A 26,681-nucleotide genomic window follows, 5' to 3' on the forward strand; every position below is an offset into this window, starting at 1 on the left:
AAAACAAAAATATAGTTACCATAATGATAGGCACAAGCTCTCAGCCATACCCTTTAGGGGCGACACTCAGCCAATGTGGGTGCAACTTTTCAATTTATGCTCCTGCTCAAGACAGCATAGCTTTGGTTCTTTTTGATGATGCAGGCAATCAACAGGTTCACCCGATTCACAATAACGATGCAGGTATCAAACATATCTTCATTGAAGGCATTCAGGCCAGACAAAAATATGGGTATCTCATAGAGGTAGATAACGCGCCTCACCTACTTTCTGACCCCTACGCAAAAGCCATTGATGGGCCACTTCACTATCAACCCCCATTTGATTCGACAACAAGTTTCTCACTACCAAAATGTTTGGTCACTAATGATGAGTTTGACTGGCAAGGCACTGCACCGCCTAGAATCCCCCGAGAAGAAACAGTTATTTTTGAAACGCATATTAAGGGCGTCACCAAGCTCAACTCTCATTTGCCCGCAGAGAAACAAGGTAAATATTTAGGTTTGGTTCAAGAGGAGATGCTGGATTTTTATCGAAAACAATCCATCAACACCATTCAGCTATTGCCTATTGCAGCATGCATGCACGAGCCACACTTGCTGAACATGGGCAAAAGCAACTACTGGGGATATAACCCTTATTTGTTCATGGCACCAGACCCTAGATATGGGGATGTAGATGCAGTCACTGAACTAAAGACCATGGTGAGGGAACTGCATAAAGAGGGCATTGAAGTCATTTTAGATGTGGTGTACAACCACACCGCAGAAGCGGGAGAAGACGGCCCTGTCTTTAATTTAAAAGCTCTCGATTCCCATTATTATCTTAAGCATGGGCCACACTTTGCGAACTACACAGGCTGTGGTAATACGGTCGATGTGAATCATCAAGCATCTTTAAACCTTGTCATGGATACATTGCGATACTGGGTTTCTGAATACCACATTGATGGGTTCCGATTCGATTTAGCAGCAACGCTTGGACGTGAAGGCGAACATTTCAATAATCAAGCTGCCTTCTTTAAAGCGGTTGCCCAAGACCCCATTTTAAAGCAAGTTAAACTGATCGCAGAGCCTTGGGATATTGGCCCTAACGGGTATCAAGTGGGTAACTTCCCATTAGGCTGGAATGAATGTAATGATCGCCTGCGTGATATAACCCGTAGCTTTTGGCGTGGCGATAAAGGCTATTTAAAAGAATTTGCTACTCGTCTTATGGGTTCACGGGATCTCTACAGTGCATCAAATTGGCCATTGAATATGACGGTGAATTACATCACTTACCACGATGGCTTCACCATGCAAGATCTAGTCTCGTATAAGCACAAACATAACGAGGCCAATGGGGAAAAAAACCGAGACGGGCACGGAGATAATCGTTCGGACAACTACGGGACAGAAGGCCCAACCGAGAATAAAGCAATCATCGAACTGCGTGCAAAGCAAAAACGCAACTTCATGGCGAGCTTATTGTTCGCGTTTGGTATTCCGCATGTACTCACCGCCGATCTGCTTTCTCACAGTCAACAAGGTAACAATAACGCTTATTGCCAAGACAACAACATCAGTTGGTTAAATTGGCAAGAGCAAGACACCAAAGCACGGTTCCAGTCTTGGGTTGCTGACATGGTTAAAGCAAGGAAAACCTATATGGTTCCTTTTATTCATGCGTTCAGCGGGGAAACACGTAACGACAACCGTATTTTTTGGCGTCGTATTGATGGCTCTTATATGGAGCATGACGATTGGAACAACTTAAGCTCAGTAGCGTTGCACTTAGGAATAGGGAAATCCGGTAATGAAATGCTGTATTGCATCAATCAAACTAATGCGCCGGCCCGATTTAGCTTACCAAACGCTCACCATCAGCAATGGAAAATGATTTGTAATACCGATTCCCATGAATTGCACAAAACGATTGATGAAAAACAAGTCCTTCTCGCTCCTACATCACTTGCCATCTTCCATCTCACAAAAAAATAACAAAAGTGTGATCGGTGATTTACATTCACCGCTCACTTTTAACCATAATCACTAGATTATTAGTCATTGATATGCATGGCCATTCACTCTACTATGGCGTCATAAAAATAAAATTATGACACTAACTGGCTTAACGACATGGCTTTACCCAAAATTCTTTTACGCACCCTCAGACCGTGCATCATGCTATTAACGATTGGAATGATATACCTTGCTTATCAGCAGCTAAAATCATCAGAGCACAAAGCTTATTTGCAATCTGAGGCCAATATCCATATCGCTTCTCTATTGGCGGCTTCTCATATTGAAGCGGCAGCCAGTAAGCTCTACTTGCTCAAAGAGGCGAAAAGCCATGCTTCATTTGAAACACTCGCAAAAAACATACTTCGTGGTAACTTATTTTACTCTGATATTTTGCTCGTTGACCCTTACATAGGTAGCTATCAAGCCATTGAACGAACAAACACTAACGCAGATACACTTGATCTCTTAAGTTGGCGATCGCCCCCCACTCTTTCTTCTGAATTTTCAGTGTCGCCGATTTATCAAACCAGCAATAATCGGTGGGTTTTTGCTGTTCGATACCAGCCAAATGAACGTGAAGCCATATGGCTAGAGCTCGATCTTTTACATGGTTCTACCCTACTAAAAGGGATGCGGACGCTAAATGAAGGGTACCTCTTTGTCGTTGATAAACTGACAGGAAAAATTGTCTTTCACCCAAACCCCAGACGTATCGGCAGTGAATCTATTAGTTATCAATCTGGCATCAAGGATTTAGTTAATCAAGGGCGTCGTTATGGGCAGCTAGAGTATTACTATAATAATCAATTCAAAGTGTCCGTATTTAACGCAGATAATGACAACAACTTCGTCTTTGTTGCAGGGACGAACAGAGCGGATATTCTTGCAAACTCTCATCAATTCACGCTATCAGCACTGGTTCTGGCTTCACTTCTCTTACTCACTATTGTGATTAATTACTTGATCTACCAAATAAATAGTTCACTTTCATTATTGAACACTAAAAATAATCTAGCCGATTTCAAGCACCAGTTGCGCTCCATTTTAGACCGATTCTGTCACCATCAAGGTGTTCAATTTTGTCTCTATGCACAAGAAACCGGGCAACTAACCACCATCGATTTTCATGGCAATGAAACGCTCATCCATACTGATAAACGATTCTCTACTGCCTACACCCCTGGTGATATTTACTATTTTGGAAAAAAAAGCGCTGATATGCTTGCCACAAAGCTGCGTATCAATACACGCCACTACGCTATTCCGCTCTTCAATACGCAAGGTCTTATCGCTATCATCTACATGCCAATGCGAATACCAACAAACCGTAGCTTATTGAAAATAATAAGAAATTATACGGAAATCACCTTAAACAATTTGCTTCTAAATCAAAAGATGCAGAGCAAAGATGTGATGACGAATCTAGACAATAAACTCACCATTCGCAGCTTGATTGATGAGCAATTGGGGCAGCAACATGTCTATCTAGCACTGATCGACATCGACCATTTTCGCGTCCTCAATGACAGATTTGGGTACCAATCTGGTGATAACATCATCATGCAAACAGCGAAATTGATGCAGATATGCTTTCCTAAGCCAAAGGCATTGAGCCTGGCTCGCTTTGGAGGAGAAGAGTTTGGCTTACTCTTTCAGGCGAATGACGAAAACCATGCCTATGACTTGTGCGAAATTCTGCGTCACAGAATAGAGCAAACGAGTCTAGACGATGGAAATAGCACGATAAAATACACCATCAGTATCGGGGTAACCTCGGTCAGTGACAGTCAGCATGCAAGTATTGGTCGGGCCGACAAGGCACTCTACCAAGCGAAAGGGCTTGGACGGAACCAAGTGGTTCTTAATACCTTTCAATCTTGATATTTACTGCATTCTAACGAGACAATACCGCGAAAGCGCTCGGTTTTTAGAATTCAATTTCTAGTAACAGATTTCTAGGATTAGATTTTGAGGCATCGGTTTTAAGGATTTAGAACGTTAAAGCCAATAATGAACATCCTAGTTTGATGCGTTCACCAAACTAGGATAACTCTAACGTGTATGAATCGTTCGCTGTGAGTATGTCTCTACGAGCAAGGTGTGAGATTGCGTTAGCTTTAACTACGCCAGCTTTAGATCGAATTGAGTGCGGTACATCACCATATCTTCAATCGTCAGGATTGGCATATTGTGTTTACGGCTAAACTCCACGAGCTCTGGTGTTTTCGCCATGGTGCCGTCTTCGTTTTGCACTTCACAAAGCACACCCGCAGGTTGTAACCCAGCCATTTGCATCAGATCAACCGTACCTTCGGTATGGCCTCGACGAGTCATCACTCCCCCGGCTCGTGCGCGCAGTGGGAAGACATGTCCAGGTCGAGCAAGATCATCCGGTTTGGCCATTGGGTTTGCTGCCGTTTTGATTGTCGTCACACGATCTTGCGCAGAGACACCAGTAGTCACACCCACTTTCGCTTCAATCGAGACAGTAAACGCCGTCTGATTCGCGCTGTTGTTGTTTACAACCATCGGTGGGAGCTCAAGCTTGGTCGCTTGCGCATCGGTCAAACAAAGACAGACGATGCCACTGCATTCTCGGATCATCAGTGCCATCTGAGCGTTGGTTAAGTGCTCAACAGAATAGATGATGTCACCTTCGTTTTCACGATCTTCGTCATCAAGCAAGATGACACCTTGGCCTTTTCTTAAAGCTTCGAGAGCGTTTTCAACACGAGTGATTGGGTTGCCAAATTCGGCAAGTAATGAAGACTGATTCATGGTTAAACTCCTAAATATCACCAGAATCAGGGCTGTATGAGGGATATAACATCCAAAACGAAATGCACCAGTAAGAAGCACCAATAATAGAGTGCCACTCGCTGATGTGTTTTCATTCTCTCTCATCCGGACTTTAACCGTCGGCTCTGGGTTTTCACCAGATCTGCTGACCTCGACGTATCGAGCGCTCGCGGGCTGATCTTACGCACAATCGTGCAATGCTGAGTAATGCAAAGCTAAGTAATGCAAAATAATGCGAAGGTAAGATTTACCGCCGGTGGGGAATTTCGCCCCGCCCTGAGAATAAAAATTAAAATAATGAAGCTAATTCGAGCTAAACGCCCAAAATAAAGCGAGGCAATGTTAACGTGTTATCGACCATAAAACTACAATCTACACCACGAAACAGACACGAAATAGCGATAAAACTAGCGGATAAACAGCCTACTGATGACCTTTTGAGTAACATTTCGCCATCTCAACATCATTCTACTTCGAGGCAACCAAGTTGGGGTCACGAGTACCGTTTTTAAATTTGAGAGTGCTTTAAAGCCTTCGATGCCGTGATAACGCCCTATCCCAGACTCACCACTGCCGCCAAACGGTGCATCATCCAACGCCACATGTAAGAGCGTGTCATTAATACAAACACCACCGCTGTGAGTGTTTTGGAGAACATGAGCTTGTAATGCTCTATCATTACTCATGATGTACAGTGCAAGGGGCCTTGGACGCTGGTTAATCCGTTCGATGACCTCATCCATAGAATCATACCCAATCACAGGCAGCAGTGGGCCAAAGATCTCTTCTTGCATGACCAACATATCTTCGGTCACATTCGTCAGAATATGAGGCAACATCTGACGCTCGACAAGTTGCGCACAGTCAATCGTCTCTATGTTTGCCCCTTTCTCTTTTGCATCATCAATATAATTCTGCAATCGTGAATATTGGGCTTGATTGATAATGCTAGTTAAGTGGCGTTGGCCTTTCTTCACGGGAAATAGATCTTCAAATCGCTTCAGATAAAGAGCACCAAATTCCGACACTTTATCTTTTGGAACAAAGACATAATCGGGAGCGACACAGATTTGACCGCTATTGATTGACTTGCCAAGCATGATGGCGTCAATCGCTTTTTGAAGACCCGCATCTTTACCCACAATCACTGGCGATTTTCCGCCAAGCTCTAAAGTGACAGGGGTGAGATTTTTAGCGGCGGATTGGGCCACTTTACGACCAACGGCAGTTGAACCGGTGAAAACTAAATGATCAAAGGCGAGTGAGCTAAATTGCGCAGCAATGGAAACACCGCCCTCTATCGAGTAGATATGATCACTCAAACAGGCAAAGACTCGATTTAGGACTTCATTGGTATGGGGTGTGGCTTCACTCAGTTTAACCATCACACGGTTGCCCGCTGCAATAGCAGTGACGATAGGGGCAAGACTCAAAAAAATAGGAAAATTCCAAGGGACCATAACGCCAACCACACCAACGGGTTGAAACTGAACCTGAGCTTTTGAGGGCGCAAGTAATAATCCAGCAGAACGATGGCTAGGTTTCATCCACTTCTTCAGCTTTTTTAGCGTGTAATTAATATGGCCAACCGTCGGCATCACATCACAAATAGTGCTATCAAATTCCGTTCGATAACCATAATCTTGATTTAACGCTTCAACTAACTCAGCTTGCGTGGCTAACAACTCTAACTTGAGCTTAGCAAGTAACCCAACACGCTCCTCATAACTCGAATAAGGCGATTGATGGTATGCTTTTTGAGCCAGTTCAAACGTGGCGACTAGCGCTTGTTCAGATTCTAATTGATCTTGATTACCACACACTAATTCCATGCATTTGCCCTCTTTATAACGTTAATCACTACGTTATATTATCTAATTGAACAGTGTTCAAGCTTTTTAATGATCCAAGTTTATACTGGTTTAAGATACACAGATTTCATATTGATCTATTGCCGTTTTTAACAAGTTGATCGGCTATGGATTGTTGTTTTTCTGTACACGCTTCTACGGCTTTTGCCGTTACTTGTAACGCCTGTGCCATTTGAGACACATTAGTGGTTGCAGACAATACCGTTGATTGAAGTGGTCTTAACAATAGCCAATAAATACAGCCGATAATGGCAAGTAACGCCAATACCGTCAGCGATACAATCAAGATCAGTTTAAACTTCACATCGTCCAGAAAAAGCTGTGTTTTGTCGCCCACCACTTGTTTAGATTGAGCAAAAGCAACCGGCAGCTGTTCAAGTGATTGAGTCGAAATATCGATAAGTTGATTGACATTATTAACCGTTAATTCAATATTTTTTTGTTGTTCGGGAGTGAAATCAGGGCTGGTAGCGATCGCATTTAAGGAATCAGCAAGAGAGTTGAGTGACTGGCTTGTGGTATCAATCGATTCTTCTATACCTTGCAGATCCAAGCTTACATTCACTTGAATGAATGCGTTTTTATTGGGTTTGTCTTTATCGGGTTCATCTTGGGAAGCAAAGGCGTTGGGAATCAGTAGCATCAAGCTAACAAGAGTAAAGCCAACCGATTTTAGCAGAGTTCCTTTATGTAACATGCTGTGTCCTTTAATGTTTAAGCATCTCATTTCGCGATCATTTTAATGCTATAACCATAGAAGGCTTAAGTTATAAATTCCAATTAATAATCAAATAGATAACATTAGAAATCAAACGTGAGGCCCACATTCAACTTATAGTCATTCCTATTGGGGATCACCCCGTCAGAGTCCACTTTCGGGTTTGAGTTATGATCCCAGATAAATTTCACGCTGAAATCAAGATCGTCCACCAACTCAACATCAACACTGATATCATTGCTATGACGAACACCTCCCGAAGCCGCATTGGCCCAGTTCAAATCGTAGCCATAACTCACATCGATGTCTTTGGTTAGCTCGTACTCCAAATCCGAAGAGAATACGACAATAGGGCTATTTTCAGTGGTACTTTGGCCTTCTAATACGGTATCAAATTGAGTTGTCTGAAAACCAGGACCAAGAGAGACATCCCATTCTAAATCTGACTGGGTAATAATAAAGTAACCCATCTGCATCGAGGCGTTGACCCGATAATCAATGTTTTGAAATTTATCGCTATTCACGGCCATTTTTATCGGGCGAAAGAAAAGCCGATTGCTGAGGTAGATATCGTAAGATCCATTGAACTGGTGATTTTGAGCCGTTTTTTCACCCGATGATTGAGTGATGTTTCCATTGTATTTGAGCAAGGTACGGGAGTAGACCGTTTGTCGCTTGCCATTTAGCTCTGCTGACACAGAGAGTTCATCAGTGTTGCCTTTGCTAAAGTTCGCGCCTAAAAAAAGATCCGTTTCCCAACGCTCTATTTCCGACTCCACACTGCTGTAGACTGATACCACAAAACTGACAGGGTAAATATATAGCTTGTCGCCTTGGATCGTCAGCTTATCATCAGCAATGGTTAACTGGCCTTGATGGGTTTCGCCATTGGCTAACCGAACTCGAAAAACATCGGCCGTTTGCAACACGGCGATATCTTCAACATCGATCTCCACATCGCCCAATTCCTCACTATCGAACTCAAGCGTCAGCTCGTAAGAATTGTGTTCATCTTTGACCGTTCCGGTTAAGCTTCCGAGCAATACCTCACCAGAGACTAACTGAACCCACCCTTGTCCTTTTTCGACGGTAATCGTTGGTTTAAGCTGCGTAGTGGGGTTAAGATCAACTGCGGATTTGATAGCATCTGACGATTCAAGCGGCGCATTACCCACTCCACTGTTTACCACCGATTTTTCGTTCTCGATCGTTTGCTCCTCAGTAAAAACCTGATCTTCTGCCACAACGGGCAAACTCAGTGGGAGCATCATCAAAAATGCTAGGGCAGTGGGTTTAATAATATTGGTCATCATTCCTGGAAATTTAACGATCTCGCATACCTATTGACGATTATATTGGTCTCTGCAGTACTCAATAAACTGAACACTCACACAGCACATGGAACAGGCTAATAATCGCACAGCAAGCGAGAAGACCGACAGGTGAGTGTAAAAAGTGTGAACATACTTACGCTATATTGAAGAAACCACACATTAAGTCAGTTTTCTTTTTCACGACTCTTTAGCCTCAAGGCATGCTCCTCCTCACAAGTTTAGTTTTTAGACTCCATGAAAATATTCCTATCTAACAATCAAATATACCGAGTAAACGACAATCACAGTGATTAAAGAATGTTCAATGATATTGATAAGCGACAACAGTATAATGGCATCACATCCTGCTCAAATGCAGTCCAAGGATAAACTCAAAGATAACTTTAAGTAGATAAATATGAATAATAAGGCGAGTCGCCGTCAGTTTTTAAAGTTCTCCGGCGCAGTCTCTGTTGGGGCCGCCTCTAATTTGGCCATACCCAAACTGGCGTTAGGGTCACCATCTAATTCAAGTTGCTGCACTATTAAAAATAATCCTTTGGGTTTTAACGGGCAACGTCGTGATCCTGTTACCGGTTGCTACCCTCTTGGGAATGGCTATCGACTGTATAACCCAAGGCTAATGCGGTTCAATGCTCATGACAGCCTGAGTCCTTTTGGAAAAGGAGGAACGAATGGGTATGCCTATTGTTTAGGTGACCCAGTTAACCAGAAAGATCCTAGTGGGCACTTTGCACTCCTCAGTTTATTAATCGGAGCGATTGTCGGGGCAGTTGTCGGGGCGATGGTCTCCGCTGCTGCTGAAGGCATACAAATGGCAATCAATCCCGATCATAAATTTGATTGGAAACAAGTGGGAATAGGAGCGGCTATAGGTTTTATTAGTGGAGGGTTTGGTGCTGCAGCCCAAGGCACTAAGGCCGGTGCTCAGATAGGACTGGCGGTGGCAGAGACAGTGATCTCTGGAGGCGCTGATTTTGCTTTGAACGTAGCAACAGGAACCCCAATAAAGCAGGCAGGAATTAATGCAGGTATGGGGGCTTTAATAGGATTAGGTGGATTTGGAATAGGGAAGAGCGTAGGAAAACTTAGTAGACCAAAGCTTGGAATAAAGAGTTTTTATTCAGGAAAACAAAAACTAGGTTTCAGCGACAATTTCAAAGGAACAGGGCAAGATGTAATTCTAACCCACGGAAGTTCAAATGGAAAATTACTCTCGCCAAGTGGAAAAGCAGTCTACCCAGCAGAGTTCGTCAACGATCTAAGGCGTTATTTGGGGGTGAATAATATAGCCAACAAAGATACGCCAATTCACTTAGTTGCATGTAACGCAACTAATGGTGGTTCCGCGCAGGAGTTAGCTAACATTCTAAATAGGCAAGTTATAGCGTATGGTAAAGGTGACTTGATTCAAACAGGGAAGATGTGGCTTGATCACATTGAAACTCCAGACTTTACTTTTGACGAAAGCTTCATGTTTGGCCTGATTCCCAAAAGAGCCAATCCCGTTGTCTTTAATCCGTTAAGATCAACCATTATAGATATGTCATTTTTAGATGAACCAATACCTCAGATTAAACATCTTTAGGTAAACTTTGATTGTTTCAAGCAATAACACCTGGATTAACTCGACAATATCAATTTTTATAATATATCTGTTATCAGCAGGCATAAATTCTAACTGATTATTTTTCTCTCTTTTCAGCTTTAATTGCAGAAGACCGGTTCGATTTGTTCAGGTCTAACTCCTTTTTTCGTCGCTTTCGTTCCAATTCTGCTATCGACCTTTTTATTGTGTAATGGATCATCTCTCATCCTATTCTAAATACGTGTTCGCTTCCCATTTTTAGGCTGCTAAGCTAATCTTGAAAATCACCCACATGGTTTTATACCAAGAGTAATGTGCAAGTTAAGGTAGATGACAATGATAGTAACAACAACCCAATCTGTTGAAGGCAAAAGAATCGTCGCTTACAAAGGTGTCATTGCGGGCGAAGCCATTTTAGGGGCAAACTTGTTTAAGGATATGTTTGCAGGGATACGCGATATGGTGGGAGGCCGCTCAGGTACCTATGAAAGAGAGTTGGAAAAAGCTCGCTTGATCGCATTTGAAGAGCTTGAAATGAAAGCAAAGGAACTGGGTGCCAATGCGGTGGTGGGTGTCGATATTGACTACGAAGTACTGGGGCAAGGAAACGGAATGCTGATGGTGTCGGCAAGCGGCACCGCGGTCGTCGTTAGCTAAACGATGAATTCGCTTATTAATACAAGCAATTGAAACCACACAGGGACGATAATAATGGAATATCCGATATCTGGAAGCTGCCAATGTGGCCAATTAACCTACCAAATAAAGCAAGCACCTACGATGGTACTCGCTTGCCACTGTACTGAATGCCAAAAGCTATCAACAGGGCCATTCAGTGTCACCGCTATCTTCCCTCGTGAAGCCATTGAATTTAGTGGGACGCTAAAAGAATGGACTCGCCTATCGGATAGCGGCAATACAAATGGTGCCAAGTTTTGTCCTGAATGTGGTAACCGTGTTTATCATTTTAATCCTGATGACCTTTCCACCCTGAAGCTTAAACTAAAACCCACCCAGTTAACTGATGACACTCTATTCGAGCCAACGGTGCACATCTGGGTAGGAGAAAAGCAAACATGGTATCCGATCCCAGAAGGGGTCAAAGCGCATGAAAAGCAGGCACAATAAAGCGACTAAAAATACGTGCAATACGATAAAAAAGAGGGACACATGGACTTAGCCTCAAGTTTCAAAATGTTGGCAACGTACAATCAACGAATGAATGAACAGCTTATCGCCGTCTGCCAGCAACTTACCGCTGAGCAGCTACAAAAAGAAACGCATTCGTTCTTTCCTACAGTAATGGATTACTGGAATCATATTTTATTCGGCGATCTCATCATGTTGCAACGCCTGGTAGCCAACAACATCGTCGTTCTTGATACCGCTACGGCCGAGCGATTACCAATTGCTAAAGGTATTCATGATACCTTTGTTGACGATCTCTTATCCTTAAAGACGCTTCGCCACACCGTAGATCGCGCTTATATTTCAATGACTCGTGATTTTGATACCAATACCTTTGATAAAAAAATCCATTACATCACGACAGAGGGTCAAGCCATTGAAAAAAACGTTGGGGAGTTTTGTCAGCATATTTTCAATCATCAAACTCACCATCGCGGTCAGCTTACCTGCTTATTGAGTCAGTTTGGACTAGACTTCGGATGCACCGATCTACCGATGATTGTTCCTGAAGGCTCGTATATTCAGTAATAACTGAAGTTTTTTACCCAACACCCGGTCTAATAAGTCACTGGGGAGTCATCCATACCGTTAAATGCAATCCAATTGAATTTAATCGCCGAAAAGGATACGTATGAAGCTTATCTACACTTGTGAAAACCAATTTCTGATCACAAACGCCAAAAACATCATCGATGCATTAGGTATCGAAACTTTTATTAAAAATGAATTTTCAACCGGTGCTGTGGGAGAAATATCCGCCTTCGACTGCTGGCCTGAACTGTGGGTTGTTGACGATACCGACTTCGAAACTGCGGTTCTTGCGATCGAATCCATGATCAAGCCGAAGAACACCTCAACTTGGGTTTGCCTGCACTGCAAAGAAGTGAATGAGCCAGCGTTTGAACTGTGCTGGAAATGCCAACACGACGCTTAATTCATAGTCTACAAAGTCTTAGTGATAAAAACCTTAACGATAAAACAATCCGTTACTAATAAAAATGGTGATAAAAGCCATTTACAGTGTAAACCCGGCCTTATTTAAGAGAGAAGGTAATGACCGCAATAAAAAAAGCAACGTTATATTATGTCTACGACCCTATGTGTTCGTGGTGTTGGGGGTACAGACCCACTTGGGAAAAAGTAAAGCAAGGAGTCAATGACCATGTTGATATTACCTATGTCCTGGGGGGATTAGCCCCTGACAGTGACGTTGCAATGCCTATTGATATGCAAAAGCAGATTGCCTCCTATTGGAAAAAAATAGAAGAGTATTTAGGGACCGAATTCAACTACGATTTTTGGACCAAGAATACCCCAAGACGTTCTACCTACCCTGCTTGTCGAGCACTACTGGCGGCGAGAGCTCAAGGTGCAGAAGAAACCATGTTGGCAGCGATTCAAAAAGCGTACTACCTTGATGCGCAGAACCCCAGTGATAACGAGACGTTAATTCAACTTGCTGGCGAACTGAACCTTGATCTGGACGCTTTTAAAAAGAGGCTGGTGTCGCAAGAGACACAAAATACCCTTTTGAGAGAAATTCAATTTGCTCGATCAATAGGTGGTAACAGTTTTCCATCGTTGTTTATTGAAAAAAAAGGTTCAGTAACGGAATTAAAAATTGATTACCAAGACGAAGCAGCAACGGTCAAGGCTATATTATCGGATTAAGGTCAAGCTCCATAAGCCAATTGAACTCAATGGCTTATGAAGCAAACAAAGTCTTACGAACTCGCTTCCGATTTAATAGAACGTATCAGTACCGAGGTATCCATTCTATTGTCGCCAGCCTTACTAAGCGCCTCATAGCGTTCATTGGTTTTGTCTGTCAATGGTAAAGAGATCCCCTGACGTTCCGCTTCATCTAAGCAAAACCCTAAATCTTTGATCATCCAATCAATCGCGAAACCAAAATCAAATTTATCTTGAGACATGGTAACTGCGCGGTTTTCCATCTGCCACGATCCAGCTGCACCATTTTTTAGGCAATCAACCAATGTCGGAATATCTAAACCGGACTTTTCCGCCAACATTAAGCCTTCTGATAACCCGGTTAACACGCCAGCGATGCAGATCTGATTCACCATTTTAGCCCGTTGACCCTGCCCAACTCTGCCCATCAGCACAGAAGACTTTCCGTACGCGCCAAAGACAGGTTGAAGTTCATCAAAGAGATCTTGATCACCACCACACATGATCGTGAGTACACCGTTTTCAGCGCCGGCTTGGCCACCCGAAACAGGCGCGTCCATAAACCGAAGCCCAGCTTTCATTGCCGCATTTTCCAGCTCTTCAGAAAGCAGCGCGGATGTAGTGGTGTGGTCGACAAGTATTGCGTTCGGCTTCATCGCTGCAAAGGCGCCCATTTCGCTGGTGGTCATAGAACGAACGTCGTCATCGTTACCGACACACAGTAAAACTACATCAGCCTCAGCGACACATTCAGCGACCGTTTCAGCCGTATTTCCAAAGTACTTTTCCTTCCAAGATAAAGACTTAGAGTAGGTACGGTTAAATACGGTGACATCAAACCCTGCCTTTTTTAAATGCCCTGCCATAGGGAAACCCATCACTCCCAGTCCGATAAAACTTATTTTCATTGCTTTTTCTCCCTGATTTAACTGGTGTGTTTTACTGCATTAACGTGACTCCTGACATCAGGGCATCGAACAATAATGTCAGCGCTTTCAATGTAATTTGTCTTTCTTTGTACACTAAATAAGCCTGTCGGTCACTACGATGATCATCATGTTGTACTTGAACTAAATTCATCTCGTTAGGAGTAAAGGTTTGGAACAATGATCAAGGGGGACAGGTTCTATGATCATAAAAAAACCGAGCACTAGAGGCTCGGTTTATCTGTCATAATCCGCTAAAGATTACAATTCTGCGTTATGGTAAACCTGCTGAACATCATCACAGTCATCAAGCATGTCCATAAACTTCTGGAATTTCTCAGCGTCTTCACCCGTTACTGGCGTGTGTGTTTGAGGAACAAAAGTGATTTCCTCAACATCTAACGTAAGCTCTGGAAAAGCACTATTTAGAGCCGTCTTCGTTTTGAAGAACTCGGTGTGCGGTGCAAATACCGTGACTACGCCCTCTTCCACTTCAACATCGGTCACATCTACATCTTCCATCATTAGCGTTTCTAAAATGATTTCGTCATCATCGCCTTTGAATTGGAATACCGCTTGGTGATCAAACATGTGAGAAACCGTGCCTTCAACACCAATTTTCGCCCCTGTTTTCACAAAGCACTGGCGTACATCTTGGAAAGTACGATTACCGTTATCTGTTAAGCAGTCAACAATTACACTGGTACCACCAGGGCCGAAACCTTCATAGCGAGCCGGTGTGTAATCTTCACCACCGCCACCATTTGCTTTATCAATCGCTTTATCGATAACGTGAGCTGGAACTTGGTCTTTTTTAGCTTTAGCAATCAAATGCTTAAGAGGTAGATTCATGTCTGGATCAGAACTGCCGTTCTTCGCACACATGTAAATCTCTTTACCGTATTTAGAATAAACTTTAATTTTTGCGCCTGCGGTTTTTGCCATTGAGGCTTTGCGCACTTCAAAACTTCTTCCCATCGGGATATTCTCTCTAATTCAATTTAACGCGAAGGATTTTAGCAAAAAGCTGAATCATTTCAATTTTTAGCTCAACAAAGACAAGGGATGTGTTCGACTACATCACACCCATGACTCGCTTGTACTTTGAAATAGACTGTTCAAACCATTCTCTTTGTTGCTCATCGGTGATGTTATTTTTTTGTTCAATAATTTCACTCGGAATCGCTTTTGCCTCTCGAAGTTTCCAAACTAAGAACGATGCTTGTTTATCAAGTTCAATCTTATTTTTTTCATCCGTCGGCAGTTGTGAGAGATTAATTGTCATAGCGGCTTGTCATAGTCAGTACATGGGCGGGAAATATATCACACAGGAGTTGATCTTTGGGGCATTTATGACGATTGAGATCAACTTATCATTGAAAATAATAAGGGTGGCTTGAGCGCCACCCTTGCTGTGTGTTGCAAATATTGTTAGTGCAGAATGCCTAACTCTCTTGCCTCTTCAATGGTTAAACCACTTTCGCGAATTTCTCGTAACGCTTCAATGCGACGACGAGCATCCGCTGATTTAACTTTGATAACTGGCTCTTGTGAATGCATCTCTTGTTCCTCGAGATCCCACTTATTTGCAATGTTAGTCATATCATCATGGTCAATAGAATTTATGGACATATTTCCTCCGAAAAAAACCATGTTTGGACAGGTAATCTGTAGCAAACCACCTTCCGCTTGTTAAGACTTTTCGATTCAGAATGTGATAAGCATAATGAATCTGATACCTAGTTAATAAATTACTCAATTAACGTTTGCACCCTTATAATTGTAGTCGTACTTTTAAGAGATTCCGCTCCAAACTTTCTGTTTGATCTAGATCTCAGTTTTATTTCTCTCTCGCTCCGCCCTTTTCTCTTTGAAGCGCATCAACTCTCTTCATGTTCCGATGCCCCAGAAAGTTATTTTTCGAGCCACTTCACTGTTTTATCTTTGTTAAGTGTTCCATTTAAAACAAATGCTAATGATAATGGTTATCATTTCCTTTATTTTGGACTATTTATGGATAACCGACCGTTAAATGACGCCTTTCATCCCGACCCTATTATTCGCGTCCGCCACCTGTGCGTGGACTACATTACCGATAACGGAGATTTCGAAGCCGTTAAATCCGTGAGTTTTGATATTGGTAAAGGGGAGATCTTTGGACTGGCTGGAGAATCAGGCTGCGGAAAAAGCACCATTGCCTTTGCGTTAAATCGCCTGCACAAACCGCCAGCTTTTATCTCAGGTGGTTCAGTCCACTTTGATGAACATGACCTACTCAAGCTCTCTGACAATGAAATCCGTGCACTTCGCTGGAGTGAGATAGCAATGGTGTTTCAAAGTGCCATGAACTCCTTAAACCCAGTCCTAAGTATCAAAGAACAGTTTTGTGATGTCCTACGCCACCACAAAGGAATGAGCGATGCACAAGCTCAAGACAGAGCTGAAAAACTGCTTGATCTGGTCAACATCCCTCGTGAACGTCTTAGTGAGTACCCACACCAGTTTAGTGGTGGAATGCGTCAGCGACTTGTCATCGCGATTGCACTTTCTCTTAACCCTAAACTCATCATCATGGATGAACCGACAACCGCCTTAGATGTGGTCGTTCAACGAGAAATTTTGCAGCAAATTTATCAATTGCGCGAAGAGTTCGGTTTTTCGATTTTATTCATCACTCACGACTTAGCGCTCATGAGTCAATTGTGCCATCGGATCGCAATTATGCGTCATGGCGAAATTGTTGAAGTCAACACGTCCGAACGAATTCGAAATGCGCCTCAACATCCCTACACTAAGAAGTTGTGGGCTTCCTTCCCCAACATTCATGAAACCTCAACACATCACCACCAGGGCGATTCTGTGCCGCGTAATGCACAAGAACAACAGCATTTTTCTTCTGTGAAACAGAATCAGCAGCAAGGAGCATCACTATGAACACCCCAATTCTTCAAGTAAACAATGTGGTTAAGGATTTCACTGTGGGGGGCGGCCTCTCTAAACAAGACACTTTCCGAGCGCTTCAAGGGATTAGCTTTAATATTCATGCCGGTCGGACATTAGCCCTAGTCGGAGAGTCTGGTTGCGGTAAAAGCACCTGTGCGCGCTTAATGACAAAGGTATACCCAGCGACAAAGGGAGAAATTCTGTTCAACGGACGTAACATCAATGAGCTCAAGTCTCGCAAAGAGATCCTGGAGTACCGTGGTAAAGTTCAAATGGTGTTTCAAGACCCATTTGGCTCGCTAAACCCGACCCATACGATTGAACATCACCTCACTCGTCCGCTTAAAATTCATAAACAAATCACTCATACCAGTGGACTGCCAAATCGTCTTCAAGAGCTGTTGGCTATGGTCGAGCTAGATCCGGATACACTTAAAAAATATCCACACGAGTTAAGTGGCGGTCAACGACAGCGAGTTAATTTGGCTCGAGCACTAGCAGTAGGTGCTCAAGTTATTTTGGCCGACGAACCGACCTCTATGCTTGATGTTTCCATCCGTTTAGGGGTTCTCAATTTAATGCAACGAATGAAGAAAGAGCTCGGAATAGGGTTTCTTTACATCACACATGATCTCGCGACTGCGCACTATATCGCTGAAGAAACAGCGGTGATGTACAAAGGGCAGATCGTTGAGTGGGGTGACACGCAATCCATCTTATCTAATCCCCAACACCCCTACACCAAACTGCTGATCTCCGCCGTTCCCGATCCTGATATGCCATTTGGTAAATTGGTTAAAAATGAACCAAACTATTCAGTGAATGCTGATCAAATTCGACAGCGATGCAGCCTTGTTCAAACTGAAACACAACAAGTTGGTATTAATCACTTTGTAAAACAATGGGATAGCGCAGCATGAATAAACTAGATAGTTGGATAACACAAATCGAATCTTGGTATCAACTGCGAAAGCATGATCAAGTGGCGTTACTTGAACCATTGATCCTCAAAACGCCAGATCAATTATGGGGACCAACTATCACCAATGCACAAAGCAAAGCGATTGCATGCTGGCTGGACGCTTGCTTACGGGTATTTGAACACAATCGCTATACTGCATCGGAAAAAGCGTTTCAGTACCTTCAGCTGGCATACAGTAAGCTTCAGCAGGTAGCATGCGATCCGCTATCCGATCGGGATCTTAAAGATTGGTCAATGAAGCGGGTGCAACATCTTGTTGTTTTACTGTTGGAGTTCTGTAATCAGCAGACGCAAGAAAACTGGCGGCATCAATCTTACCAACTGATTGAAGCCCATGTTCACTTTATGGCTGCCAATGATCACGAGAACATTGGTAGGAACGATGATCAAGGTTATCACGCATCGCGATCGTTTCATTAGTGGATCGTTTCATTAATCAATGCCCAGTTTAATAACTCTGCTTGTTAGCAGTGAACATTCTCGCGTTCTCCGAAAGCATGATCATAGATCTCCTTGATCATGCTTTCATAGATTATGTTAATGCTTGAATTTTAGGCAAAAAAAAGCGAGTTCTTATGAACTCGCCAACAATTCAGAATGTAACAAATATGAGCCAATCTATTTAGAAGGGACAAAAGGTTGTCTATTCGAGATAAATACTAGCTCTATCTATGAGTAACAATGTCAAATGTGTGTCAGAGCAATGTCTTAAAACGGTCTAAAAATCACTCACACAGCGTGTTGGGTCTCTATTTCCTAAACACTACGATAATTGAATGAAAAGTATCTGAGCTGTAGGTACGGCTAATGTTAGACCGCAACTTCGTCAAGTGCTCTAAACACGGTTTCATCCAAATGACCGTCAAATACTTGTTTGCATACTTTTCGTCTTACCGCTAATCCAGAAATTAAACGCTCAATGGAAAGATGCTTGTTTTCACTTTGTTGATTGTATAGCTCGACAAGCTTACTCAATGTTTCATACGGAAGCGGCACTTCTCCGACTCGAAGCCAGTCAAGCTTATCCAGAAGCTCTGTACACTCTTCTTTAATAGAAGAGTGTGAATGCCCTGTCATAGCTGCTAAAGCCGTTATACCGCGTTCTAGGGCTTCTTCAGAGGTATATTTGGATAGCGTGATGGTAATTTCATCCGCATTAATTTCTACAAGGTGTTTTCTCAACTTAACCCGGCGACCTAAACGCCCCCGAGGTGAAGGGGCTTTTCTCTGAATAGGCTCAAATTCACCATCAATGATCTCTGATAGCTCAGCAAGTTTCTGCTTGGACACCATTTCATGTCTTAACGGATTGGGTAGCGTAGGCGCCATATTGCGCTTACCAGCGTTCGTTGTGCGAGCACGAGAATAGCGTAACACTTCCTCTGCATCGCACTTAATATCGACTTGATAATCCGTGACTTTGTCTTTCTCGATCATGGTCGTGATCGTTAAATGATACCCCCAAAGGTTAACAACAAATAATTGATCATCGCCCTTCCCTTCTGAGAGTTTCTTTAATTCACGGATCAAATCCATCGAGAATCTTCGCCATTCAATATTACGTGCGAGCTTTTGGTTAAGCTCGGTCAGCAGCATGACATCGGTGTGGCGGCGCGACATACGAGTCCGAAAATAAGAGTACAATTGGAAGACCAAAGTATGCTGTTTCAAGATTTCTGGCGGGAATAAGAAAAAATAATCTCGGGTCATTAACTCTTCATAAAAAGAGGGCTCCCACACTAAAATATACAGATTAGGCTTAATTCTAATTTCGCCGTCAGCGTTTTCTGTTGGTGCTTCTTCTGAGGCCGTGATGGTACGCGCTAGAAATCGAAAACGGTCACTCTTAAAGCCTTCTGGCATATTTTCACTGAGCCAACGGCCAGTCAACTCATGCAATTGAAAGTCTGTAAACTCAATGCGATCAATACTATCTCTGATAGAGTCTCGTGCTGGACCACTGTCTTTTTTACCACGCAAAGACAAAATATCGGTGATGTATAACGGTGTTTTATTTGGGGCCGCTTGTGCTTCGAGTTGATAATCTTCTCTATGATGATCATGATATTGAACCGTCAAGGTGAACAGCGCGAATAAGGTCATTAAATCATCTACGGTCATGATATTTTTAGATGATCGAGTTTCAATGACTGCACGAGTACCTGAAATTGACACCATAGATTTTTGGTAATTTTTACGAGTTCTTGGCGGCGCTAGAGCTTGATCAATGATACCTGCCCAGTTGGTTGGCGATACTATGAATTGATCAGCCTCATCCTTCATTGTGGGTGGGATGTTCAATCCATGTTCATTTAGCAATCGCTTATTAACTTGTGTTTGAGCTAGCGCTTTAGAACGTTTTTGCTTTTCATTTTGCTTAACAGATTCAGTGACTAAGCTCGTTGAACCTAATACTGATATCAAGAGATTAGGGTTAACAAATTGATGCAGCATGGTTTTACCTGCCAATCCTTCTTCAAAACGAACAGGTAGTTGTTTGAAAAGGCCAATCGTTACAGCAGCGCGTAATCTTTGTTGAATTGCCGCTCGCGTTATTTGGCCGTCGGTGGCATCGATTAATTCAGTCGTAGAAACGTAGCCATCCTTGCTGCGAAAGCCTTGCAGTGAAATGAGATTCAAAAGTTCTACAATACTTTTGGTGACTCCTTTGAAGTGCTGATACTGCTCTACCCAGCCCACAGCAGCTTCTGATACTTCAAAAAGGTGTCCTCCCTTGTGACTTCGGGGAGATTTAATTAGTCGTTTTTCTTCTGAACTCATTATTGGATCCGGATCACGTTGGCCGTAATATCGCTGTAGTTCCAAGAGAATAAAGAAAAAAAGATCATAAAGAAAGAAAAATTTATTGCTTTTAAATAACTGATCTATTTGATTAAGATGATCTATATTGATTATATGATCTAATGATCCGAGTGTGTTTTTACTTGTAAGTGTCTGTATATAAAGAAAATAAAAAAAACACACATGAAAGCATGATCATCGTAACAATGAAACAATGATCATCTGTTCTATGAAAGCATGATCAATCATGGCCCTAAGCATGATCAATGAAATCGAGGATAGATGATCATTGTAATAACGAAAACATGATCATCATCTCTTAACACCTTATCCACAACCCTTCATGAAATTGAGCCATCCATTCACTCGTCTCTTTTTATTCCAACGGGTAGAGACGGTTTTCATTCCAGAAGCATGATCAAGAATGCGCATTATTTAAGAGCTTACGACACTTTATTGTTTGATTATTGACCAACAGTAAGTGCAACAGCAAATGGAGTATATATTAACCATCATCGATTCCACTGTTAGTCAATTCGAAAGCATGATCAAGAATAAGTGGATTTTGAAATGTATGTGTAGATAACCTCTTCATTTCACTTAGTCTACGGTGATTATTGCCGTTAACCATTATTACATCTACATTCTTCCGTAATTTGAGAGATAATTTACATGCTTCCGATGACGTATATTACTTGATCATCGTTCCGACTAATGATCCTAAATCAAGATCCGAATGAGGTGCTGAATTTGAAGGGATTTCACCTTGATCATCTTTCCATAAAAGCCGTTTTTCTTCGGAAGAATGATCATGATTTAGCTCTTGATCATTCTTCCGCTATTCATTCAATACGTGGTCCAGTACGGCATGACTGATTTTTGTTCTTTTTCCTATGGTTTGACTACTTAATCGAATGCTGAGTGAAAATTTGGTCTATTGGTAATTCAAATGACACTGACCGTAATTTATTCGACCTTTATAATCGTTCCGCACAGAATCTGTTCTCCGTCACCTTTTAATCAATAAAAACGCCTTTTACATTGTAAATTAGTGACGTGGTAACACTTTTGTTCTTTACTCTTTTCTGGGGTTAGTGCCATAGAAAGTAATGCACTATATTTCTATGAAATAGATATTTATCATCAATTACATCAATAATACTCTTATTAATGGAACACTAATCTTTTATTGAATGTTCACCTTTTTATTGAGTGTATCTTAAATTGCTGTACAATCGGGTGTTAGATAAATAACAACGGAATTTGGCAATGAAAAGAGAACAAACAATAAAGAATCTCTACCAGCTCGCTGAACAGACCCAACAAGTCCAAGCTGACCGTATTGAGATAGTGTTAGAAGAAAGAAGTGATGAGCATTTCCCTCCAATGTCTAAAGCATTGATGGAAACTCGTTCTGGGCTCACTCGAAGAAAACTCGATGATGCCATTAGTAAACTTGAGGCCGCTGGGCACCAATTTACCAAAAACAACGCAAATCACTACTCTATTTCGTTGCAAGAAGCACACATGCTAATGGATGCTGCGGGTGTCGCCAAATTTCATCAACGCAAGAAAAATGGCGATAATAAGCCTTGGATTATTAACGTTCAAAACCAGAAGGGTGGAACGGGTAAGTCAATGACGGCGGTTCATCTTGCTGCCTGCTTAGCTCTTAATTTAGATAAACGTTACCGTATTTGCTTAATAGATTTGGATCCTCAAGGTTCACTGCGTTTGTTCTTGAACCCTCAAATCAGTATCTCAGAGCATGAAAATATCTATTCTGCGGTCGATATTATGCTAGATAACGTACCTGACGGTGTCGAGGTAAATAAAGAGTTTTTGCATAAAAATGTCATGATGCCAACGCAGTATCCGAACTTAAAAACAGTATCAGCGTTCCCAGAAGATGCGATGTTCAATGCCGAAGCCTGGCAGCATCTTTCTAAGAATCAATCACTTGATATTGTAAAACTGCTGAAAGAAAAACTGATTGATAAGATAGCTGATGATTTTGATGTCATTATGATTGATACCGGCCCGCACGTTGATCCTTTAGTTTGGAATGCAATGTATGCCTCGAATGCACTGCTGATCCCATGTGCGGCCAAACGGTTAGATTGGGCGTCTACGGTTAATTTCTTCCAACATTTGCCGACCGTATATGAAATGTTTCCTGATGACTGGAAGGGGCTCGAATTTGTGCGTTTAATGCCAACCATGTTTGAAGATGATAATAAGAAGCAAGTGTCGGTATTGACTGAAATGAATTATTTGCTAGGTGACCAAGTGACCATGGCGACCATACCTAGAAGCCGAGCATTTGAAACGTGTGCTGACACATATAGTACGGTTTTCGATCTTACTGCTGGGGACTTTGAAGGTGGTAAGAAAACATTAGCAACCGCCCAAGATGCAGTCCAAAAAGGGGCGCTAGAGCTAGAACGTGTCCTTCACAGCAATTGGTCTTCACTAAATCAGGGGTAATGAAAAATGGCAATAAAAACGTCTGACTTAAACGCAAAACTCTTTGGTAAAGCGAATAAACGCAGAGCAACCACACCGTTAGAAGCGCAAACGGCGGCCAAAGAGCAAGCTCAAATTATTGAACTTGCGGTTGCGGGTGAACAATTGGTCTCTTTTGAGCTCGTCCGAATTCCAGCCAATGAGCTAGAACAACGCACGACTGTATTTGCCGAGAATGCTCGTGAGCAGTCTTTTCTTAACGAACATGCATTATCAGATGTATTGACAACGTTAAAAGAGAGAGGTCAACAGTACCCTGCGGTCGGTCGAAAAGGCAAAGATGGTAAGATCGAAGTTTTAGACGGTAGCCGCCGTCGTATGTCGTGTATTTTGGCAAACAAAGAGTTTTTGATCTATGTTGCTGAAGACATTAATGCAGAGCATGCGAAGTTTCTATCTGATGTCGCCAATGCTCATAAGCCCTTGTCATTATATGAAAAAGGCAAAGAAATGCTGGCCAAACTGGATAGTGGTGAAGCAGAAGATCAAAAAGCCCTTGCACGTATGTTTCAGTGCAGTGAAGCATTGGTCAGTGGTGCATTAAAAGCCGCTTCGCTACCTCTAGCGCTTTTGCAAGCGTACCCAAATGTCAGTGACCTAGGCCGCCCAACGATCGTAAAACTTCATAAGCAATACCATGAATTGTCTGAAGAACATCGCTCAACACTATTAGACAAGTGTCAGTCGAGTGATGGATATGTGTGGCAGCGTAGCCAAGTTCAAGGCGTGGCTCGGTTAACGAAAGAAGTGTCGGAAACGATAGAAAATTGGATTGATGAATTGTCCCCGCCAAAGAAAAGTGGGAACAGTAAAATTGATCTCATCAAAGGTCGCGCGACTTATAGTCGAAAAGGCGCGAACCTAGCATTGAACCTAAAAAAGGTCGATGATGAGACAATGAGGGACATTTTATCGTTCATTGAAACAAAGCTGGGTTAACTCGGCTCATTCTACAAGGCCGCGATTTCGCGGCTTTTTTTATGGTGTATGATAAGATTATCCCACCTAAATCAGCCTGAACGCATACTTATGTCTACACCCATCTCGTTTCTCTCCAAGCTATCTTCTATTGCGATTCAAAATCATATTCGTTTTGGTGTTGTACTGCGTGGACAAAAACATTGGCAAGAGCAGACTGTTCAGCAGTTTATGGATGTCATTTACCCGCGAACTATCTACCAGTTAGGGGGTGAACCTTTTTCATCTAGCGATACACTTTCATCCAGTCATCATGTGCCATTTAAGCAAGGCAAGCGCCTCCTTGGTCAAGAATGCCAACTTTTAATTTGTGACTTTTCACAAGGTTTTGACGCGAACAGTTTCAGTGCTGCTATTGGAACCTTGGTTGGCGGCGGTATTCTAGTTATCATTCCCAGCGATAGAAATAACGAGTGTTTAGCCCAATTAAGCTTTGATGCTCAATGGCTAGAAAAAGGGCTGTATCAGTTACTGAATATTGAGCAAAATAGCACACTACCAAGGCTCCCTGATGTTGCAGACATTCCGATAAATTCAGTCTATCACGAGCAAGAATACGCGATAAAAAAAATAGTCAGAGTGGTAGAAGGCCACCGAAAACGTCCATTGATGTTAACAGCCGATAGAGGAAGAGGAAAAACCGCGGCGCTCGGGCTCGCCTCTGCTCAGTTAATGATGTCGAAGTCGTTAGATATCATTGTTACTGCCCCGACGTTAACGATGGTTTCTCCCTTGTTTCACCATGCTGCTTTATCGTTGTCATTGCCGGTTACACGAATTGGCGAACTTGATTACAGTTCGGATCGTCATTCATCATCGATTCGCTTTGTCGCTCCGGATGATCTTATTCAATCAAAACATCAATGCGATCTACTGATCGTAGATGAAGCCGCGGCTATTCCGGTACCCATGCTAAAAACCTTAGTACAGCGTTATCACCGTTTGGTATTGTCTAGCACCATTCATGGCTATGAAGGTTCAGGACGAGGGTTTAGCTTAAAGTTCATACCTTGGTTGAAAAATGAAAGGCCCGGTAGTTCGGAATTGCATTTAAAACAGCCTATTCGTTGGCAGCAGCACGACCCGTTAGAGCTTTGGCACAATACCGCCTTTTTATTGGATGCAGATTGTCTAGATATTGATGATATAGATATCGATCGTATTGGTGCCTTGGTGGCCGAACAGCCCAACCTTGAAGCGCTGTCGCTGGTAAAAGTGGAAAAAAGTCAGCTGATTGGCGATCCCGCTTTGTTACGCCGATGCTTTGGTTTATTGGTGAACGCTCATTATCAAACATCACCGAATGATCTCTTTCATCTTTTAGGAGACAACCTCACCTGTCTTTATGTGCTGATGCTAAAGGATGAGTGCCTTGGTTGTATGGTAACGGTTGAGGAAGGAGGCCTGAGCAGAGAGATGGTCGAGCTTATCCAGCAGGGAAAGCGTAGACCGCCAGGCCAACTGGTCTCTGTATCCATCGTGAATCAGTTAGGCATTGCCAAAGCGGCTTTAGATAAAAGCTTACGCATCATGAGAATTGCTGTACATCCCGCTTACCAAGGAATCAACATAGGATCTCTGATGTTGAAACAGCTTCAGCAACGGAATAAGACTTCATTTTTGTCCACCAGTTTTGGTGCAACGTCAGAATTAATTCGGTTTTGGAGGAACAATCATTTCTCTGTAGTAAGAGTCGGAAGCCAACGAGATAAAGCCAGTGGCTGTTATTCTGTGACCATGATAAATGGTGATAATGTGGATTGGTTAGATAGGGCAGAGCAGATGTTTTCTGGTAGTTTGGAATATCGAGTGTCCGATAGTTTGACTGATATGGAATTCTCGGTTCTACGAGCGATATACCAACATGTCCCGTCTTCTCATCGTGACCTGTCACAGGAAGAGATGAATCTACTCCAGTTTTATGTTCAAGGCGGTGCCAGCTTTGACAGTATAGCGTTTATTTTACGTCGCTTAATCGCTTCTATATTGAGCCAAGAAAATGGCTTTAGTCTCAGTGTTCAACAGAGTGAATCTACCGCTTTCAAATCATCTTCTGCTTTCAAATCATCATCGACTTGCTTAGTGACCGATCTACTTATTGCTAAAGTTCTTCAACAGAAAAGTTGGTTGGAATGTTCTGCTGTTATTTCCGCGTCAGGGCGAAAACAAAGCGAGTCACAATTGAAGCAAGATATAGAGAGTTTACTCTGTAATTTACAGTGTAAACTCTCTACCAAAAATACATACCCGTAGTATTTACACTGTAAACTGGTCAAAACATCATTTAATTCAACCCCTTTGTTCAACAAATCCTACTAATAATAAAGT

At 42.5% G+C, this 26,681-nt stretch carries 23 protein-coding genes, 1 pseudogene and 1 riboswitch; of the genes and pseudogenes, 14 read left to right on the forward strand and 10 right to left on the reverse strand.

Annotation, left to right across the window (positions count from 1 at the left end; translation table 11 throughout):
- Nucleotides 1–23 precede the first annotated feature (23 nt).
- On the forward strand, nt 24–1,982 hold the full coding sequence (gene glgX / locus A1QO_RS18860; RefSeq protein WP_017039852.1) for a glycogen debranching protein GlgX: 1,959 nt from the start codon (nt 24–26) through the stop codon (nt 1,980–1,982).
- Between the two features lie 183 nt (nt 1,983–2,165).
- Nucleotides 2,166–3,887, forward strand: a complete 1,722-nt coding sequence (locus tag A1QO_RS18865; RefSeq protein WP_017039851.1) for a sensor domain-containing diguanylate cyclase — start codon at nt 2,166–2,168, stop codon at nt 3,885–3,887.
- A gap of 240 nt (nt 3,888–4,127) precedes the next feature.
- On the opposite strand, the gene ribB is transcribed toward A1QO_RS18865, so the two are convergent.
- The 4 genes from ribB to A1QO_RS18885 all read right to left on the reverse strand — a co-directional run bounded on the left by ribB (nt 4,128) and on the right by A1QO_RS18885 (nt 8,704).
- Nucleotides 4,128–4,784, reverse strand: a complete 657-nt coding sequence (gene ribB, locus A1QO_RS18870) for a 3,4-dihydroxy-2-butanone-4-phosphate synthase (RefSeq protein WP_017039850.1) — start codon at nt 4,782–4,784, stop codon at nt 4,128–4,130.
- 110 nt (nt 4,785–4,894) lie between these two features.
- A riboswitch (FMN riboswitch) is annotated at nt 4,895–5,093 on the reverse strand.
- A 119-nt stretch (nt 5,094–5,212) separates the two neighbouring features.
- Nucleotides 5,213–6,637, reverse strand: coding sequence for a coniferyl aldehyde dehydrogenase (locus A1QO_RS18875; RefSeq protein WP_017039849.1), 1,425 nt, complete (start codon nt 6,635–6,637; stop codon nt 5,213–5,215).
- Between the two features lie 106 nt (nt 6,638–6,743).
- Complete coding sequence (locus A1QO_RS18880; protein WP_017039848.1) at nt 6,744–7,373, reverse strand: hypothetical protein; 630 nt, start codon at nt 7,371–7,373, stop codon at nt 6,744–6,746.
- Between the two features lie 104 nt (nt 7,374–7,477).
- On the reverse strand, nt 7,478–8,704 hold the full coding sequence (locus tag A1QO_RS18885) for a DUF481 domain-containing protein (RefSeq protein ID WP_017041874.1): 1,227 nt from the start codon (nt 8,702–8,704) through the stop codon (nt 7,478–7,480).
- Nucleotides 8,705–9,125: 421 nt separating this feature from the next.
- Here A1QO_RS18885 and A1QO_RS18890 point away from each other — a divergent pair, with 421 nt between their 5' ends.
- From A1QO_RS18890 to A1QO_RS18915, 6 genes are all read left to right on the forward strand, one after another.
- Nucleotides 9,126–10,316 carry an RHS repeat-associated core domain-containing protein gene (locus tag A1QO_RS18890; RefSeq protein ID WP_241790490.1) on the forward strand — a complete coding sequence of 397 codons (1,191 nt, stop codon included), beginning with the start codon at nt 9,126–9,128 and terminating at the stop codon, nt 10,314–10,316.
- A 336-nt stretch (nt 10,317–10,652) separates the two neighbouring features.
- The gene (locus A1QO_RS18895; RefSeq protein ID WP_017036491.1) at nt 10,653–10,973 is read left to right on the forward strand and encodes a heavy metal-binding domain-containing protein; all 321 of its coding nucleotides are present in this window, start codon (nt 10,653–10,655) and stop codon (nt 10,971–10,973) included.
- Nucleotides 10,974–11,027: 54 nt separating this feature from the next.
- A complete protein-coding gene (locus A1QO_RS18900) occupies nt 11,028–11,444 on the forward strand; it encodes a GFA family protein (protein ID WP_017036492.1) in 417 nt (138 codons plus the stop codon).
- A 42-nt stretch (nt 11,445–11,486) separates the two neighbouring features.
- Nucleotides 11,487–12,032, forward strand: a complete 546-nt coding sequence (locus A1QO_RS18905) for a DinB family protein (RefSeq protein ID WP_017036493.1) — start codon at nt 11,487–11,489, stop codon at nt 12,030–12,032.
- A gap of 103 nt (nt 12,033–12,135) precedes the next feature.
- A complete protein-coding gene (locus tag A1QO_RS18910) occupies nt 12,136–12,438 on the forward strand; it encodes a DUF2007 domain-containing protein (protein WP_017036494.1) in 303 nt (100 codons plus the stop codon).
- A 119-nt stretch (nt 12,439–12,557) separates the two neighbouring features.
- Nucleotides 12,558–13,175: a DsbA family protein gene (locus tag A1QO_RS18915; protein WP_017039844.1), complete on the forward strand. Its 618-nt coding sequence runs from the start codon at nt 12,558–12,560 to the stop codon at nt 13,173–13,175.
- A gap of 53 nt (nt 13,176–13,228) precedes the next feature.
- Here A1QO_RS18915 and A1QO_RS18920 read toward each other — a convergent pair whose 3' ends face one another.
- The 5 genes and pseudogenes from A1QO_RS18920 to A1QO_RS18935 all read right to left on the reverse strand — a co-directional run bounded on the left by A1QO_RS18920 (nt 13,229) and on the right by A1QO_RS18935 (nt 15,754).
- Nucleotides 13,229–14,104 carry an NAD(P)-dependent oxidoreductase gene (locus A1QO_RS18920; protein WP_017039843.1) on the reverse strand — a complete coding sequence of 292 codons (876 nt, stop codon included), beginning with the start codon at nt 14,102–14,104 and terminating at the stop codon, nt 13,229–13,231.
- A gap of 31 nt (nt 14,105–14,135) precedes the next feature.
- Nucleotides 14,136–14,279: pseudogene (locus A1QO_RS20675) on the reverse strand (LysR family transcriptional regulator); the annotation flags it as partial.
- Nucleotides 14,280–14,383: 104 nt separating this feature from the next.
- Nucleotides 14,384–15,100: a YebC/PmpR family DNA-binding transcriptional regulator gene (locus A1QO_RS18925; RefSeq protein WP_017036497.1), complete on the reverse strand. Its 717-nt coding sequence runs from the start codon at nt 15,098–15,100 to the stop codon at nt 14,384–14,386.
- Nucleotides 15,101–15,197: 97 nt separating this feature from the next.
- On the reverse strand, nt 15,198–15,407 hold the full coding sequence (locus A1QO_RS18930; RefSeq protein ID WP_017036498.1) for a DUF3283 family protein: 210 nt from the start codon (nt 15,405–15,407) through the stop codon (nt 15,198–15,200).
- Between the two features lie 146 nt (nt 15,408–15,553).
- Nucleotides 15,554–15,754: a PA3496 family putative envelope integrity protein gene (locus tag A1QO_RS18935; protein ID WP_017036499.1), complete on the reverse strand. Its 201-nt coding sequence runs from the start codon at nt 15,752–15,754 to the stop codon at nt 15,554–15,556.
- Nucleotides 15,755–16,135: 381 nt separating this feature from the next.
- Between A1QO_RS18935 and A1QO_RS18940 the strand changes: the two genes are divergently transcribed.
- The 3 genes from A1QO_RS18940 to A1QO_RS18950 are packed head-to-tail and all read left to right on the forward strand — an operon-like array spanning nt 16,136 to nt 18,467.
- Nucleotides 16,136–17,056 (forward strand): ABC transporter ATP-binding protein, encoded by a 921-nt coding sequence (locus A1QO_RS18940; protein ID WP_017039842.1) that lies wholly within the window; start codon nt 16,136–16,138, stop codon nt 17,054–17,056.
- Nucleotides 17,053–17,985: an ATP-binding cassette domain-containing protein gene (locus tag A1QO_RS18945; protein WP_017036501.1), complete on the forward strand. Its 933-nt coding sequence runs from the start codon at nt 17,053–17,055 to the stop codon at nt 17,983–17,985. Before A1QO_RS18940 ends, A1QO_RS18945 begins: the two co-directional genes overlap by 4 nt.
- Nucleotides 17,982–18,467: a hypothetical protein gene (locus A1QO_RS18950; RefSeq protein ID WP_017036502.1), complete on the forward strand. Its 486-nt coding sequence runs from the start codon at nt 17,982–17,984 to the stop codon at nt 18,465–18,467. Before A1QO_RS18945 ends, A1QO_RS18950 begins: the two co-directional genes overlap by 4 nt.
- Nucleotides 18,468–18,857: 390 nt before the next feature.
- Here A1QO_RS18950 and A1QO_RS18955 read toward each other — a convergent pair whose 3' ends face one another.
- Complete coding sequence (locus A1QO_RS18955; protein ID WP_017036503.1) at nt 18,858–20,828, reverse strand: replication initiator protein RctB domain-containing protein; 1,971 nt, start codon at nt 20,826–20,828, stop codon at nt 18,858–18,860.
- Nucleotides 20,829–22,118: 1,290 nt separating this feature from the next.
- Between A1QO_RS18955 and A1QO_RS18960 the strand changes: the two genes are divergently transcribed.
- The 3 genes from A1QO_RS18960 (at nt 22,119) to A1QO_RS18970 (ending at nt 26,606) form a co-directional block, all read left to right on the forward strand.
- A complete protein-coding gene (locus tag A1QO_RS18960) occupies nt 22,119–23,336 on the forward strand; it encodes a ParA family protein (RefSeq protein WP_017036504.1) in 1,218 nt (405 codons plus the stop codon).
- A gap of 6 nt (nt 23,337–23,342) precedes the next feature.
- Nucleotides 23,343–24,314 (forward strand): ParB/RepB/Spo0J family partition protein, encoded by a 972-nt coding sequence (locus A1QO_RS18965; RefSeq protein WP_017036505.1) that lies wholly within the window; start codon nt 23,343–23,345, stop codon nt 24,312–24,314.
- Nucleotides 24,315–24,404: 90 nt separating this feature from the next.
- The gene (locus A1QO_RS18970; protein WP_017039841.1) at nt 24,405–26,606 is read left to right on the forward strand and encodes a GNAT family N-acetyltransferase; all 2,202 of its coding nucleotides are present in this window, start codon (nt 24,405–24,407) and stop codon (nt 26,604–26,606) included.
- Nucleotides 26,607–26,681: the final 75 nt, after the last annotated feature.

The sequence above is a fragment of the Vibrio genomosp. F10 str. ZF-129 genome (genome assembly GCF_000287055.2).
Lineage (GTDB): Bacteria > Pseudomonadota > Gammaproteobacteria > Enterobacterales > Vibrionaceae > Vibrio.